The sequence below is a fragment of the Agrobacterium tumefaciens genome, assembly GCA_025559845.1.
Classification (GTDB): domain Bacteria; phylum Pseudomonadota; class Alphaproteobacteria; order Rhizobiales; family Rhizobiaceae; genus Agrobacterium.
On the sequence record CP048470.1, the window covers coordinates 1,423,278 to 1,437,351 of the forward strand.

14 protein-coding genes are annotated in these 14,074 nt (G+C 57.7%); 7 read left to right on the forward strand and 7 right to left on the reverse strand.

Annotated features, from left to right (window positions below; translation table 11 throughout):
* The first annotated feature begins 6 nt into the window (after window positions 1-6).
* The 5 genes from FY156_22845 (at window position 7) to FY156_22865 (ending at window position 4,982) form a co-directional block, all read left to right on the forward strand.
* Window positions 7-909 carry an iron-siderophore ABC transporter substrate-binding protein gene (locus tag FY156_22845; protein UXS04317.1) on the forward strand — a complete coding sequence of 301 codons (903 nt, stop codon included), beginning with the start codon at window positions 7-9 and terminating at the stop codon, window positions 907-909.
* Window positions 906-2,873, forward strand: coding sequence for a Fe(3+)-hydroxamate ABC transporter permease FhuB (gene fhuB, locus FY156_22850; protein UXS04318.1), 1,968 nt, complete (start codon window positions 906-908; stop codon window positions 2,871-2,873). Before FY156_22845 ends, fhuB begins: the two co-directional genes overlap by 4 nt.
* A gap of 30 nt (window positions 2,874-2,903) precedes the next feature.
* On the forward strand, window positions 2,904-3,713 hold the full coding sequence (locus tag FY156_22855) for an ATP-binding cassette domain-containing protein (GenBank protein UXS04319.1): 810 nt from the start codon (window positions 2,904-2,906) through the stop codon (window positions 3,711-3,713).
* Between the two features lie 236 nt (window positions 3,714-3,949).
* Window positions 3,950-4,477, forward strand: coding sequence for a DUF992 domain-containing protein (locus FY156_22860; GenBank protein UXS04320.1), 528 nt, complete (start codon window positions 3,950-3,952; stop codon window positions 4,475-4,477).
* A 100-nt stretch (window positions 4,478-4,577) separates the two neighbouring features.
* The gene (locus FY156_22865; protein ID UXS05215.1) at window positions 4,578-4,982 is read left to right on the forward strand and encodes a cytochrome c family protein; all 405 of its coding nucleotides are present in this window, start codon (window positions 4,578-4,580) and stop codon (window positions 4,980-4,982) included.
* 7 nt (window positions 4,983-4,989) lie between these two features.
* Here FY156_22865 and recX read toward each other — a convergent pair whose 3' ends face one another.
* Window positions 4,990-5,499 carry a recombination regulator RecX gene (gene recX / locus FY156_22870; GenBank protein UXS04321.1) on the reverse strand — a complete coding sequence of 170 codons (510 nt, stop codon included), beginning with the start codon at window positions 5,497-5,499 and terminating at the stop codon, window positions 4,990-4,992.
* A gap of 189 nt (window positions 5,500-5,688) precedes the next feature.
* On the reverse strand, window positions 5,689-6,918 hold the full coding sequence (locus FY156_22875; protein ID UXS04322.1) for a PQQ-dependent sugar dehydrogenase: 1,230 nt from the start codon (window positions 6,916-6,918) through the stop codon (window positions 5,689-5,691).
* A 203-nt stretch (window positions 6,919-7,121) separates the two neighbouring features.
* Between FY156_22875 and FY156_22880 the strand changes: the two genes are divergently transcribed.
* Window positions 7,122-7,307: a hypothetical protein gene (locus FY156_22880; GenBank protein UXS04323.1), complete on the forward strand. Its 186-nt coding sequence runs from the start codon at window positions 7,122-7,124 to the stop codon at window positions 7,305-7,307.
* On the opposite strand, the gene FY156_22885 is transcribed toward FY156_22880, so the two are convergent.
* Genes FY156_22885 through FY156_22895 form a run of 3 tightly spaced genes read right to left on the reverse strand, consistent with a single transcriptional unit; the run spans window position 7,308 to window position 9,240 of the window.
* Window positions 7,308-7,934 (reverse strand): class I SAM-dependent methyltransferase, encoded by a 627-nt coding sequence (locus FY156_22885; GenBank protein ID UXS04324.1) that lies wholly within the window; start codon window positions 7,932-7,934, stop codon window positions 7,308-7,310.
* A 9-nt stretch (window positions 7,935-7,943) separates the two neighbouring features.
* Window positions 7,944-8,612, reverse strand: coding sequence for an RNA pseudouridine synthase (locus FY156_22890; protein ID UXS04325.1), 669 nt, complete (start codon window positions 8,610-8,612; stop codon window positions 7,944-7,946).
* A 40-nt stretch (window positions 8,613-8,652) separates the two neighbouring features.
* Window positions 8,653-9,240 carry a YigZ family protein gene (locus FY156_22895; GenBank protein ID UXS05216.1) on the reverse strand — a complete coding sequence of 196 codons (588 nt, stop codon included), beginning with the start codon at window positions 9,238-9,240 and terminating at the stop codon, window positions 8,653-8,655.
* 54 nt (window positions 9,241-9,294) lie between these two features.
* On the opposite strand from FY156_22895, the gene FY156_22900 reads away from it, so the two are divergent.
* On the forward strand, window positions 9,295-10,554 hold the full coding sequence (locus tag FY156_22900; protein UXS04326.1) for a TIGR03862 family flavoprotein: 1,260 nt from the start codon (window positions 9,295-9,297) through the stop codon (window positions 10,552-10,554).
* Here FY156_22900 and FY156_22905 read toward each other — a convergent pair.
* Entirely contained in the window at window positions 10,548-11,492 is a 945-nt protein-coding gene (locus tag FY156_22905; protein ID UXS04327.1) for a glyoxylate/hydroxypyruvate reductase A, read from the reverse strand. The genes FY156_22900 and FY156_22905 overlap by 7 nt on opposite strands.
* 132 nt (window positions 11,493-11,624) lie before the next feature.
* A complete protein-coding gene (locus tag FY156_22910; protein UXS04328.1) occupies window positions 11,625-13,973 on the reverse strand; it encodes a polysaccharide biosynthesis tyrosine autokinase in 2,349 nt (782 codons plus the stop codon).
* Between the last annotated feature and the right edge of the window lie 101 nt (window positions 13,974-14,074).

Below are 14,074 nucleotides of genomic sequence, written 5' to 3' on the forward strand. Positions count from 1 at the left end.
AGGGGCATGACAGTCAGGTATCGATACATGTCCTCGTCCTGGGGGCGGCGGGAATTTCTCGGATTGCTCGCTGCTTCGGCTTTCGTACGGCCGCTTCAAGCCCAAACAGCGCCGCGAATCGCTGCGATCGACTGGGCCATGCTGGAAACCGTCGTTGCCCTCGGCGTCACGCCTGTGGCGGCGACAGAACTGATCCAGTTCAGAAAAGATGCCGTCGAGCCGCCTGTTCCGGCTGAAGTGACTGACCTCGGCCTGCGTGGCGCGCCGAATTTCGAGCTTTTGCACCTTTCCAGGCCCGACCTCATTCTGATCTCGCCTTTCTACACTCGCTATACCGGGCGGCTGGAAGCGATCGCCCCCGTGTTCTCGCTGCCGTTCTATGTGAAGGGCGAGCCGCCTTTCGCAAAAGCGCTATCGGCCGTCTCGGCGCTTGGTAAGAAACTCGGAAAAATCGACGAGGCCCAAAAGGTTCTGGATGAGACGGCACGTTCCCTTGAGACGATGCGGGAACGCCTTGCCGCATTCGCTGCGCGCCCGACCTACATTATCAACATCGGTGACGCACGACATTTCCGGGCTTTCGGCGCGGACAGCATGTTCGGTGACATTCTCGACAGGCTGGGTCTTCCCAACGCATGGAAAGACCGCTCGCAATTCACCTTTGCCGCTCCGGTGCCGCTTGAGAACCTTGCAGAAACACCTGAGGCGCGCATTGTCATCGTTTCCGATATTCCTGTTGAAGCGCGTCAGAGCCTCCGCAACAGCGTAATCTGGCAGTCGCTGACGCCAGTTCGAGAAAACCGAGTGACGATGCTCGAAAATATCAATCCCTATGGCGGTATCACGGCCGGCATGCGTTTTGCGCGCCTTCTGACAGAAGCACTGACGACGCAGCAGGGGGCATTGTGACGACGCGCTCCATCCAGCTTTTCTGCGGTCTCGCTGTTGCGCTGGCATGTGCGCTTTCCCTGCACGCCATGGTCTTGCGTTTGCCCTTCGGTCTTTGGCCATCCTTGCCGTTCGATCCGTCGTCAATGTCGCTCGATCAGATCATTGTTGCGTTCAGCCTGATGCCTCGCGTCGTTGTGTCCATCCTTGCCGGAGCCATGCTTGGCCTTTCCGGTGCACTGTTTCAACTATTGCTACGCAATCCGATTGCAGATCCCTCCACGCTCGGTATCTCCGCCGGAGCGCAACTCGCCATCGTTATTGCAACCCTGTTTTTTCCCGAAGCTTTGGACGGAAACCGCTCACTGGTGGCATTGCTCGGGGCTGCTTTGGCAGCCTCAGTCGTCTTTCTGCTTGGATGGCGCCGGTCTTTCGAACCGGTCACCATGGTGATCGCCGGGCTGCTGGTGGGCATTACCGCCGCATCGGTTTCGGCTGCTTTGACACTGGCGCAAGGCGAATATCTCATGTCGCTTGTCGTCTGGAATGGCGGCGCACTCAGCCAGCAGGACTGGTCGGCGGCAATTGCGCTGTCGTGGCAGCTTCTTGCAGGGCTTGCCGTGACATTCCTGCTGATGCGGCCGTTGACCCTTCTCGGGCTCGGCGATTCCGGTGCACAATCCCTCGGCGTGTCGCTTTTCTCCGTGCGTCTGGCGGTTGGGGCGCTGGCGGTCGTTCTGGCGGCATTCGTTTCTTCCGCTGTCGGTCTTGTCAGTTTTATCGGGCTTGCGGCGCCGGCCATCACGCGGGCGCTCGGTATACGGCGTTCGTCGGCGGTCTTGCTGGTTTCGCCTCTTGTCGGCGGATTGCTCCTGTGGCTTTGCGATGGGGTTGTACAATTTGTTGCGACGTCCACATCCGAGGTATTCCCGACTGGCGCCGTGACGGCGTTGATTGGTGGCCCGCTGCTATTATGGTTGCTCCCGAAAATCCGCGCCACCGAGGTTCATCGCGGCGGCAATGACGAGCCGACGAAGAGGCGCGGACCTGCCGCATTGCTGCCAGTGCTCGCGGTGCTGGCCGTTCTTGTCTTTGCGGCGCTTGTCGTCACCAAAGGGCCTGAAGGCTGGGCACTTCTGGCGTCGTCCGATCTGCCAGATCTGTTGCCGTTCCGTTGGCCGAGACTGCTGGCTGCTTTTTCCGCAGGCGGCCTTCTGGCCATGGCCGGGGCTCTCTTGCAAAGGCTGACAGGTAACCCGATGGCAAGCCCTGAAGTTCTGGGCGTCAGCGGCGGTGCTGGCCTTGGCTTTGCTGCAGCCATCACGCTGTTTCCAGCAGGTGGCATTTTCGAATTGTTTGTAGGCGCAGGTGTCGGTTCTGCCGCCGTCATGATCCTGGTCATGTTCTTTGCTGCGCGCCGATATCTGACACCCGAGAAAATCCTGCTCGCCGGCATTGCCATCAGTTCCTTGTGCTCGGCGGTGTTATCGGCACTGCTGTCCATCGGCGATCAGCGTGCCTGGCAGATTCTGTCATGGCTCAGTGGCTCTGGATCGACGGCGACACCTGCCTCGTCGATCTTCCTGTTCGTTCTGTCCGCCGTTTTGCTCACTGCTGCGTTCTCGGTGACGAGATGGCTGGCAATCCTGCCGCTGGGCCAAGCCGTGCCGCAATCTCTGGGGTTGCCGCTTATTGGTGCGCGCGCCGGTGTCGTTGCCGTCGCGGGCATTGCGACAGCAGCTGCTTCACTGCTTGTCGGCCCTTTGAGTTTCGTCGGCTTGATGGCGCCACACATCGCCCTTCGTGCCGGTTTCGTCACCCCACGACATCACATGCTTGCATCGTTCCTGTTTGGCGCGACCTTGATGGTGTTATCCGACCTGGGGGCGAGGACGATTACGTTTCCCTACGAGCTGCCGCTCGGCCTCTTCGCAACGCTGGCAGGGGCACCCTACCTGATCTGGCTGGCAGGTCGGCGACAATGACATTCACGTTCACATCCGGAGATAAGACCCATGGCTCAGGCTGCACTTGCCATACAGTATGATGAGACGCCGCTTTTTTCGTTGGATGCGGTTTCGATGGAGGTGCCGGGGCGGGTGCTTTTGCATCCCCTGACAACGCAATTCGACAGTGGCAAGACGATTGGCCTCATTGGTCACAACGGCTCTGGTAAATCCACGCTGCTGAAGCTTCTCGCCCGGATGCATGAGCCCTCATCCGGTAAAATCGCCTTCGAGGGCAAGGCGCTCGGCGATTGGGGCAACCGCGAGTTCGCGCGAAAACTTGCCTATCTGCCGCAATACACGCCTGCGGCGTCAGGTATGCTGGCCAAGGAGTTGGTGGCACTCGGCCGTTACCCGTGGCATGGCGCGCTAGGACAATTCACAAAGGCAGATCAGGAAAAGGTCGACGAGGCGATAGAACTCACCGACACGGTTGCCTTCCGCGACAGGCTGGTCGACACTCTTTCCGGCGGTGAACGTCAGCGGGTATGGCTGGCGATGCTGGTTGCGCAAAATGCTGAAAGCCTTCTCTTGGATGAGCCGATTTCGGCTCTCGATATGGCCCACCAGATTGAGGTGCTGTCTCTTGTTCAGCGTCTGTCACGGGAAAAAGGTCTTGGCGTTGTCGTGGTTCTGCATGACGTGAACATGGCCGCTCGTTTTTGCGATGAAATCGTCGCCCTGCACTCGGGCAGATTGATCGCGCGTGGCACACCGCAGGAGATCATGAACCCCGAGACATTGGAGAAAATCTACGGGGTGAAGATGGATGTGATGACCCATCCCGCTACCGGTTTTCCCGTCGCCCTTCCGCTCTGATTTGCAACTGGGCATGGCAATCCGGGGATAGACACCTCTGTATCAATGTCTGCCCTAACACTGCCTTAATGGCCCCCTACCGCCTTAAAGACATTGTTAACTGTTTGGGTCTCCTTGTCCCCAATTCGGTTGTTTTGGATCGATTTTGAGGAACAAACGTTAACAGTGCGGAATTCAGTATCCGGAGTGGGCAAGAAGGGCTGCTGCGGGTAGGAATAAAACAAGGAGAAAACCAGATGAAAAAAGCTGTTGCCGTAACCTTTGCCGCATTGACGATGGGTCTTGGCGGTGCCGCATCTGCGCTGGCTGCGGACCTTGCGAGATACGAGCAAGCTCCTCAGGAGCAGGACGATCGCAATGGTGTCAAGATCGGTTACCTGAGCTGCGATATCGGTGGCGGTGTGGGTTACGTGATCGGTTCCGCAAAGGAACTGGACTGCACGTTCCAGTCCACCATGGGCGCGCGCCGTACCGATCACTACACCGGCGCTATCCGCAAGATGGGTGTTGACCTAGGCTTTACCACACAGGGTCGTCTGGTCTGGGCGGTTTTTGCTCCGACAGCAGGCTATCACCGTGGTTCGCTCGGTGGCCTCTATCAGGGTGCAACGGCTGAAGCGACTGTCGGTCTTGGCGTCGGCGCTAACGTCCTCGTTGGCGGTACCTCCGGTTCCATCCAGCTTCAGACTGTCAGCGTGACGGGCCAGGTCGGCCTGAATCTTGCAGCGACCGGTACGTCGGTAACGCTGACGGCCATCAACTAATTTGCGCGGGGCGCTCGAAGCAAGGCTTCGGGCATTCTGTCGCAGCATGCACAACGCCCTTTTCATTGCGAGATGAAGAGGGCGTTTGTATTATGAGGATATGAGATTTACTGCCTCCTCTGTCGTCTCAGCGTCAATCGCCTTTCTTCTGAGCGCGGCTGTGCCTGCTTTTTCAGAAGGTGATGTCGGCAAAGGGGAGCGCGTATTCAGCCGCTGTTCCACCTGTCACAGCGTCGACGCTCCCCGCACCCGGATGGGGCCACATTTGATGGGTGTGGTCGGCAGGCCAATGGCATCTGTTGCCGATTATAATAACTACTCGCAGGCGATGAAGGATGCGGGTAATGCGGGACGGGTCTGGTCAGAGGAGGAATTGGCCAAATTCATTGCCAGCCCCAAAAAAGCTGTGCCAGGGACGTCAATGCGCTTCTTCGGCCTCTGGAGCGAAACGGAAATCGCCGACCTGATCGCTTTTTTAAAAGCGCACCCTTTGCCAGCGCAATAGTTAGACGTCAAAGCGGCGCGTCGTAGAGAATATCTTCCGCTTCTTCAGGCGTCATTGCGAAAACCCGGGCACCGATCTCAAACGAAAAACCGTTGCGCGCAAAGGCTGATAGTTCCTTGTTCTTTCGTTTTTCATCCAGTTCAATACGGCGGTAGGGACCGAATGCCCGTTTGCGGGCAAAAACCACTGCCGCGACAAGGTCATTGGTTTCGTCGAGAGCAGCTTCCGCAGTCTGCCGATCGACGCCTTTGATCGTCAGTTTCTGGGCAAGGCCACGTTTGGATTTGCCACTGCGCAGACCACTGCGAACCGTGATCTCAGCGAAGGCGGTATCGTCAAGAGCCTTGATTTCGTAAGCGAATTTGACGGCAAAATCGCCGAGAGCCTTCGTCTGCTGGACACTGATATCTTCGAACTTTTCCTTTGCCTTGCGGGTAATCGCGTCGCGCAATTGCCGCTCAGTCATCATCCGTCGTTCCAGGCGATAAATCGCGGAATTGCGCGCCCACGACAGCATGCGGCTTGTCGGCTCCAAGTTTTCTGGTTCTGGCGTGTCATCGGTGTCGGCAATCAAGGCGGGGCCGGAATCGTTTGGTTCACTTCATCTGACGATATACGGGAAGGGCGATCGCATGTCAGCGCTTGATACGCGAAAGAGATACGGGCCGCTATTGGCAAGCGGCCCGTTCTCATGAAGGAAAGTTGGTTAGCTGGACTTGGCGATCCGCAGGATCTGCGAATTACCGCCGCCGCGCTGCTCGGTCACGGCATAAACAGCACCATCGGGGCCGACCTTCACATCGCGAATGCGTGCATCCAGTGGCAGCCTGTTCTCGGTCGCAACCTTATCGCCGTCGATTTTCAGGATCACCAGTCCCTGGCTTACCAGTCCGCCGACAATGAACGCACCCTTCCATTCCGGAATTTGCTCTGCGTCGTAATAGACCATGCCAGATGGGCCGATAACAGGGTCCCAATAATAGGCAGGCTGTTCCATGCCGTCCTTGGAGGTCGCACCCTCGCCGACGGCACGTCCGCTATATTCGACACCGTAAGTGATGACGGGCCAACCGTAGTTCAGCCCCGCTTTGGGCATGTTGAGTTCATCGCCACCCTTGGGGCCGTGTTCAACGGTCCAAAGCCTGCCCTGTCCGTCCAGCGCGGCCGCCTGCAGATTGCGGTGGCCATAACTCCAGATTTCCGGGAGGGCGTTCTTCTGGCTGGCGAACGGATTGCCCTCGAATGCCTTGCCCTCGGTATCGATCCGGAAGACTTTTCCGAGGCCGCTCGACAGGTCCTGCGCCTGAACGCGCGGTGTTGCATCGGAGCGTTCACCGACCGTCACATAGAGCGCATTGTCTGGCCCAAAGACGAGCCTGGAGCCAAAATGCTTGTCGCCGTCATAGGTTGGCATCTGGCGGAAGATGACATTGACGTTTTCGAGTTTTGCTGTTCCGCCGTCCTCACTCAGCTTTGCGGATGCGACAGAGGTTCCGTTGCCGCCGTCACGGGGTTCAGAGAAAGAAAAGAAGATCGTGCGCGAGGTTTCAAAGTCCGGTGCAAGCGCAATGTCCAGAAGGCCGCCCTGTCCGTCGGACGCAACGTCCGGCACGCCGTCAATCGCGGAGCCGGCCTTGCCATCGGCGACAATATGCATCGCGCCCTCCTTGGCGGCGACTATCATGCGGCCGTCTGGTAGAAATTCCATCGACCACAGATGCGGTAAGCCGTCTGCGACAACGGATGTTTCGACGTTTGGCTGCGCGGTTGCCTGAGGTGCTCGAGTTTGACCTTCAAAAGCCGGTTTTTGATCTGGTGCGTTGGCCCGTCCTGTCTCAACGGGCGAAGCAGATTGCGCATAGGCTGCACTCGAGAGCGAGGCTCCCACCACCGCCCAGAGCATGGTCGAGGTCAAAAATCGTTTGTTGTGGAACATGGATCTCCCTTCCGTCATTACCGTCAGCAAAGAACCATATGGGAGGCATTTCGTTTCAGTCGATGCATTCAAGAAAACTTGATGGCATCGTGTTCGCAAAGGAGGGGTTTGACGCGCAATGGCGCTACTTCTCATCCATGCGAAATTGCAGGGAACTGCAATGGGTTCACGTGCGTTTCTGCTCTGATACGATGGAGGGAACCATGCAGGTCATCGATAACAAAAACCTAGACGGTAGCGGGATAAAACCGATCCTCAACGTTGCCGAATTCTGCCGACGTTACCGTCTCGACAAGACGGAAGAAACGCGCCTTCGCAAGCTGTTCGGCGATTTCGCCACGCGCCATGAGCTTCTCATGAATGCCCAGCGTAAACCGGTTTCGCGTTGATCAGTCTTCTATGTCGGCCGTTTTTCCGAAGATCATAAACACATCGTACCGGGTGTTTTTACCAAGTATCTGATGCGAGGGTTTTCGTATGCCCGGCATCGGATCGGCCCGCAGCGGCCATTTCAGTACGACCCTCTTTGTAGCGTTGGCCAGAGCCACTTCCATCAACTGCACCTGGTCTGGATCAGCGCCGACGAGTTCGCGAAGCACGCGCATCTCTTTCTTGACCAGTGCCGTATTGTGTCTGGGTGGGTGCATTGGATCGACAATCACCACCTCAGGTGAAAGCTCTTTCAATAATTCCCTGGAATCACCATGCAGTAGCGTCATGCGGGCCGCAGTTTCGGCGTAGGCACCGCCAGCTTCAAGTGCACGTCTTATGCCATCCTCAAGATGGGCGTGCATCCCCGCAGAGCGCTCGATGAGCGTGACATCGGCGCCTAGTGAAGCGAGCAGGAATGCATCGCGCCCAAGGCCGGCTGTCGCATCGACAATCCTCGGCGTACGCCCTTTGGTGAAACCTGCAGCTTTTGCCAGTGCCTGTCCGCGCCCTTCACCAGAGCGGAACCTGTGACCGACCGCGCCACCGACAAAATCCACCACGAAGCTTTCGTCTTCTTCTTTCATTCGTCGCTCTCAGAAGGGGCAGGGCACAACATAGCGAACGTCTCGGCCATCCGGGTGCCGGAAGGCCACCTCCTCGGCATGCAACATCAGTCGGGAAGCGCCCGCTAAGGCTTCTCCATCTGCATAAAACTCGTCGCCAAGGATGGGATGGCCGATCGCCTTCATATGAACGCGCAATTGATGAGTACGGCCTGTCAGAGGGTGAAGCCGAAGCCGTGTGGCAGGCAGAGGCAGCCGTTCTAGCACATGCCATTGGCTTTGCGCGGTTTTACCGTGCTCGTAGTCGACCCGGTGACGAGGCTTGTTGTCGGGATCGATCGCAAGCGGCAGATCCACTTCGCCGTTCTCGCCCTGAACGTCTCCCCAGACCACAGCGATATAGGATTTCTGCGTTTGCCGATTTTCAAATTGTGAGGCGATCGCAGCATGGGCCTTTCGGTTGAGCGACAAAAGCACGATGCCGGATGTGTCCTTATCCAGCCGATTTATCATCAAGGCCCTGGGAAATTTCTTCTGCACCCGCGTCAGCAAGCTGTCGGACAGGACAGGGTCGCGTCCCGGCACCGACAGAAGTCCGCTTGGCTTGTCCAGCACAAGAAGATCTTCATCGCGGTGAACGATCGTAAGATAGGGTTCAAGCGGTGGATTATAGATCGGGTTCGAAAGCTTGGACGACATTTTCGTTCTTTATCACGAAACCACCAACCGGCCAGAGTGGTCAGTCCGGAATATGCAAATTGACCCGTCCGCTCGTAAGGTCGCTTAACAATCGTCCAAGTCGCTCAGCCTCTTCGTTTGGCACGGAAAGTCGCATATCAGCCCCGGTGGCAGTGAAATCCTCGGCGTCGACTTTGAGGCTACGGATCGCCGAAAGCCTCGATTTAACCAGAGCCAGATCGGAAAACGGGCAACTGAGGGTCGCAGTGAGATAAGCTATCACCGGCGATTTTTCACCGAGCCGCAAACACGCGGCTGCTGTGCCGCCATAGGCCCGGATCAGGCCGCCGCTGCCAAGGAGAATGCCCCCGAACCAGCGCACGACAACCACCGCGACATTGTCGAGTTCCTGTCCATCAATGGCCTGGAGGATCGGTTTGCCCGCCGTTCCGGAGGGTTCGCCGTCATCGCTAAATCTGTAGACCTGTCCTGTCCGCCAGGCCCAGCAATTGTGGTTCGCAGCAAAATCGGAATTCTTAGCCAGAAAGGTCTTTGCATCCTCCTCGCTGGTGATCGGCGAGGCAAACGCAATGAAACGGCTCTTTTTGATATCCTGCGAAAAGGTGACGGGCTGGTCGAGTGTGAACATGCCCATGCAATATCGCATATATTCCGGCGCGCAAATCGGTATAAGGCAGCGATGATGGATGGTGACGGAGATAAGCACGTGACTGGCGCAAGGCAGATCGCAATCGTCGGCGGTGGACCGGCAGGTCTGATGGCAGCCGAGATGCTGTCGGCTGCGGGCCATGCTGTCACGGTCTTTGAAGCGATGCCGACGGTCGCAAGAAAATTGCTGATGGCGGGGAAATCCGGCCTTAACATCACCCATTCCGAGGACTACGAAAACTTCGTTCACCGATTTGGTACGGCCGAACCGCGTCTGCGTACCGCACTCGATGCTTTTACGCCTGCCATGTTGCGTGACTGGGCGCTGGGTTTGGGGCAGGAAACCTTTACAGGAACATCGGGCCGTGTCTTCCCAACGGTGATGAAAGCGTCGCCACTGTTGCGAGCGTGGTTGTCACGGTTGGAAATGCAGGGCGTTGTCATCAGGACGCGCCACCGTTGGACAGGATTTACGGGCGACAGTCTTCGGTTCGAAACACCGGCTGGACCAATGACAGCCACGTTCGATGCCGTTTTGCTGGCGCTCGGTGGCGCCAGTTGGCCGCGCCTTGGCTCGGATGCTGCCTGGGCTCCGAGGCTCGCCGAGAAGGGTGTTGTCGTCTCTCCCTTCCGCCCTGCCAACTGCGGTTTCGACGTCGACTGGAGCGAGACATTTCGCGAGCGTTTCGCCGGTGACGCTTTAAAATCGGTTGTCGCCATTTCCAGTGCTGGTGCGTTTTCGGGCGAGTTCGTCGTCACCAGACATGGTGTTGAGGGCAGTCTCGTTTATGCACATTCGGCCGCACTTCGCGATCAATTGGACGAGACCGGAAAAGCTTCCCTCATCGTCGATCTGGCGCCCGGCCGAACGGTGGAGCGGCTCGGACGCGATCTGTCCAGGCTTGGTCGCAAGGAAAGCTTTTCCAACCGGTTGCGTAAGGGAGCCGGGCTGTCGGGGGTGAAGGCTGCACTGCTACGAGAGCTCTTTCCTGACATTTCCTCTCTACCGGCAGACCTTGTGGCCGTGCGGATCAAGCATGCCGAGATCCCACTGGCGCGGACAAGGCCGATTGACGAGGCTATTTCTTCTGCCGGCGGGGTCGCGTGGCAGGGCGTCAGAGACGATTACATGCTGGAGAAGCTCCCCGGCGTCTTTGTCGCCGGGGAAATGCTTGACTGGGAAGCACCGACTGGTGGGTACCTGTTGACCGCCTGCTTTGCGACCGGAAAAGCCGCCGCCAACGGCATTGCGACATGGTGCAGGCAGGGTCTCTCAGACCGCGCGGATCAGTAACCTCGCTGCATATCCACGGTTTCAGGCAAGACACCTGTGGTCCGCCACTTGCCGATATTGGCAGCAACGATCCTTGCCGAACTTTCGCGGCTGGTGGGTGCGGAAATATGCGGTAAAACGGTCACTTTCGGGTTTCGCCAGAGCGCAGACGACTGCGGCAATGGTTCCTGATCGAAGACATCGAGCACAGCATGCGACAGCTTGCCGGAATCGAGTGCTGCGGTGAGGTCATCGGTTACGATGACAGGGCCACGTCCGAAATTGATGATCTCTGCACCGTCCTTCATCACGCCGATGCGGTCGGCGTTAATAAGGCCACGTGTATCGTCTGTAAGCGGTATCAAGCAGACAAGAATGTCGCTTTTTGCAAGCAGGCTGTTCAATCCGGTTTCGCCATTCAGCGTTTCCACATTGGCAATTGATTTTGGTGATCGGCTCCATCCTGCGACATTGAAGCCGGCGTCCAGAAGTCGTTCGGCGGCAACAGCACCGAGAGCACCAAGTCCCAGCAAACCGACGGTGACATCTTGTGGATGGCGGTAATCCAGGTCCTTCCAGATGGCATTCTGCTGATTGTTGCGATAGACGGGCATATCGCGCTGCAGATAATAGGTCCATGCCAGTACTGCTTCCGCCATCACGCGTGACAATTCAGGATCTTTCAGCCGAACGATCGGTGGTGCCTTTTGCCCGAGTTCGAGGACCAGCCGCTCAACGCCTGCCCACAGACTGTGAATCCATTTAAGCCCCGGTAAAGCCGCGATATCGGCTGGGTCCGGATTTGCGACGATTGCCAGTTCCACCGCCTGTTTCTGTTCTTCACTCAGTTCGGAAAAGGAAAGAATGGTTTCCTCCGGCATGGCCGCGCGAAGGGCGGTTTTCCAGATGGTTTCGGATTCCGAATCCGATCGGGAAACAAAGGCAATGGGTGTCGGCATGAGAAATTCTGTCCTGCTCATTGATGCGATTTGATCGGGCACCATCAATGCGCAATTTGCGCGCCAAATCCACACGCAAAAATAAAATCGGATAAAGAAACGGCCCGGTCAGGTGCCGGGCCGTTCTGGTCTTTATGCTGGCTCCTTGGCGGGCTGCTTGGCGTCGCCGTAATAGGCCGCAAATTTCTCGTGATAGTGCTCCGAACCGCCCGGTCCAGCGTAGCGCTGCAACTCGGTCATGTCGGTCTTGTTCAACACGATACCGAGCGTCTTATTGGCGATTTGCGGTTCGTTGGCCATGACGTTCTGTACCATCTGGATCGGCGTCTTACCCCATTCGGTCACGAACACGAAACCGTCCACCTGCGATGCGAAAGCCTTTGCATCGATTACTGGAACGACCGGTGCTAGGTCGACGATGATGTAGTCACACGCTTCGCGTGCGGCATCGATGAACTTGCGCATGCCAGATGACGACAGAAGTTCACTGGAATGGGCGAACTGGTTGCTGGTCGAGACAGGGAGAATGCCCATTTTCGTACGGCTATCGACCTTGACCGCCTGCGTCCAGGGAACCTCGTCGAGGACCACTTCCACAAGACCTGCAGATTGACGCGTGGTGAGCATGCGGCTGAGACCCGGGTTACGGATGTCGGCGTCCACCACCAGCGTGCGTTTGCCAGTCGATGCGATTAGCCCCGCGAGGTTGAGTGCGACGACAGATTTACCTTCGTTCGGCAGGCAGGAAATCACGCCAATGACCCGGCATTGGCGCTCCTGAATGACAACGTCCGCTGTCAGCTTCACATTGCGAAGCGTTTCGGCAAAGCTCGAACGCGGGCTATCGACGGCAAGACGCAGCATCTTCTGGAACGAGACCTGCCCGTTGGCGTCAATGGTTGCATTTTCACCACCGGGGGTCGCGGCGCTGTTTCCTGGCTTGGCAGCCTCGACACCACGCTCACCGATGAATGGCAGGTAGCCCAGGAAACGCATACGCAGATTGTCGCGCACATCGTTGCCGGTGTGGAAGAAGCGGTCGCGAAACTCAAGCAGAGCTGCAACACCGCCGCCCAGCATCAGGCCAAGAATGACAGAAAGTGCCATCGTCATAGTTTTTTTAGGGCTGGAAGGTGACGTCGGCAGGCCCGCTTCAGAAATGACGCGCGCCTTTGCAATCGGGAAGGACTGCTTTTGTGCGGCTTCTTCGAAGCGCCCAAGATAGGACTGGTAGAGCGTGCGCAAAGCCGTGGCGCGCTGATCCAGTTCACGCAGTTGCACCATCGTCATGTTGGTCTGAGAGTTGCGGCCTGCGACACGATCGATGTTATCACGAAGGGACTGCACGCGGGAATTGGTCACCTCATATTCGTTCTTGAGGCTGCCGGTGAGCTGTTGCAGTTCCTGGAAGATCTGACGCGCAACTTCCTTCTTCTCGGCGTCCAGCGCAACTGCCTGCGGGTGATCGGCACCAAACTGCTCGACGATCCCCTTCTGGCGGTCGGAGATGGTGATGTAACGCTTACGAAGATCCTGAATGACGGTGTTGTCAGTGTCGCGGGCCGAAACGACCGCGTTGTCCACGGCCGCATCTGGGCCGCGGTCGATGATCGACTTGTATTGGTTGTAGCGTGCGGAAGCGGTAGCGGCATCGGCCTGTGCGGCAATAAGCTGGCCGTTCAGATCGGCAAGCTGGCCTTCCGAAATCAGTTCGCCGCGCGAGGAGATGATGTTGTTGTCCGCCTTGAATTTTTCAACGGCGAGCTCGGCAGCCTGGGCACGCTGATTGAGGTCGCTGAGGCGTTCCTGCAACCAGACAGAGGCGCGCTCACTTGCGTCGAAGTTGGCATTGAGCTGTTCGGTCAGATAGGCCTGTGCATAGGTCTTGGCGATCTGTGCGGCGAGCTGGCGGTCGGTGGAGCGCGTCGAGATCGCGATCACGGAACTGCGTCCAACGCGTTCGACGGTTAGCGATTGCTGGAGAACGGCGGCGGCCTTTTCACGGCGCCCAGCACGGATTGCGGCTTCGGAGACTGGCGGCTCGCCCGGCGTAAGCAGATTTACAATGCCACGTACGGACGATTTCACCAGTTCGGCCGGCGACATCGGCGGATTGACGATGGTGTCATTCTCATCGAACTTCGCCTTGTCGACGACGGTCAGCGCCATTTCCTTGGATTTCAAAATTTCCACGGCGCTGGCAATACGGTTGTCGACGATCTGGGCTGCCGGGACCGGTGATTCCTCTTCCGCATAACGAGAAAGGCTTTCATCCAGAAGGACCTGCGTCATCGCGGTATAAACAGGGGTTGCAAGCACCAGATAAAGGCCAGCCAACACCATGCTGGCGACCACACAGGCGGCAATCACGTTGGCGCGACGCATCACGGCCGCCCAGAGGCGATCGAGGTCAATGAAGGTGTCGGCATCCTTGCCCTGATCGGCAAAATTGATGTTGGATTTAAAGGTCTTGTGGTGCATGGACCTACCTTGTGAACTAAAAAATGGCGCGGGAAGCCAAGCCTTGCTCGCCTTCCCGCCTCCCGTTGTCTCGGCGCGGTCAGGGATCGGAAATCCCAACG

What these genes read in the sequence shown, in the direction of transcription:
- FY156_22900 (UXS04326.1), top strand. Translation starts at nt 9,295, where the DNA reads ATGGATGGTGACGGAGATAAGCACGTGACTGGCGCAAGGCAGATCGCA.
- FY156_22860 (UXS04320.1), top strand. Translation starts at nt 3,950, where the DNA reads ATGAAAAAAGCTGTTGCCGTAACCTTTGCCGCATTGACGATGGGTCTT.
- FY156_22880 (UXS04323.1), top strand. Translation starts at nt 7,122, where the DNA reads ATGCAGGTCATCGATAACAAAAACCTAGACGGTAGCGGGATAAAACCG.
- FY156_22845 (UXS04317.1), top strand. Translation starts at nt 7, where the DNA reads ATGACAGTCAGGTATCGATACATGTCCTCGTCCTGGGGGCGGCGGGAA.
- FY156_22905 (UXS04327.1), bottom strand. Translation starts at nt 11,492, where the DNA reads ATGCCGACACCCATTGCCTTTGTTTCCCGATCGGATTCGGAATCCGAA.
- FY156_22855 (UXS04319.1), top strand. Translation starts at nt 2,904, where the DNA reads ATGGCTCAGGCTGCACTTGCCATACAGTATGATGAGACGCCGCTTTTT.
- FY156_22890 (UXS04325.1), bottom strand. Translation starts at nt 8,612, where the DNA reads ATGTCGTCCAAGCTTTCGAACCCGATCTATAATCCACCGCTTGAACCC.
- FY156_22895 (UXS05216.1), bottom strand. Translation starts at nt 9,240, where the DNA reads ATGTTCACACTCGACCAGCCCGTCACCTTTTCGCAGGATATCAAAAAG.
- FY156_22885 (UXS04324.1), bottom strand. Translation starts at nt 7,934, where the DNA reads ATGAAAGAAGAAGACGAAAGCTTCGTGGTGGATTTTGTCGGTGGCGCG.
- recX (UXS04321.1), bottom strand. Translation starts at nt 5,499, where the DNA reads ATGCTGTCGTGGGCGCGCAATTCCGCGATTTATCGCCTGGAACGACGG.
- FY156_22865 (UXS05215.1), top strand. Translation starts at nt 4,578, where the DNA reads ATGAGATTTACTGCCTCCTCTGTCGTCTCAGCGTCAATCGCCTTTCTT.
- FY156_22875 (UXS04322.1), bottom strand. Translation starts at nt 6,918, where the DNA reads ATGTTCCACAACAAACGATTTTTGACCTCGACCATGCTCTGGGCGGTG.
- FY156_22910 (UXS04328.1), bottom strand. Translation starts at nt 13,973, where the DNA reads ATGCACCACAAGACCTTTAAATCCAACATCAATTTTGCCGATCAGGGC.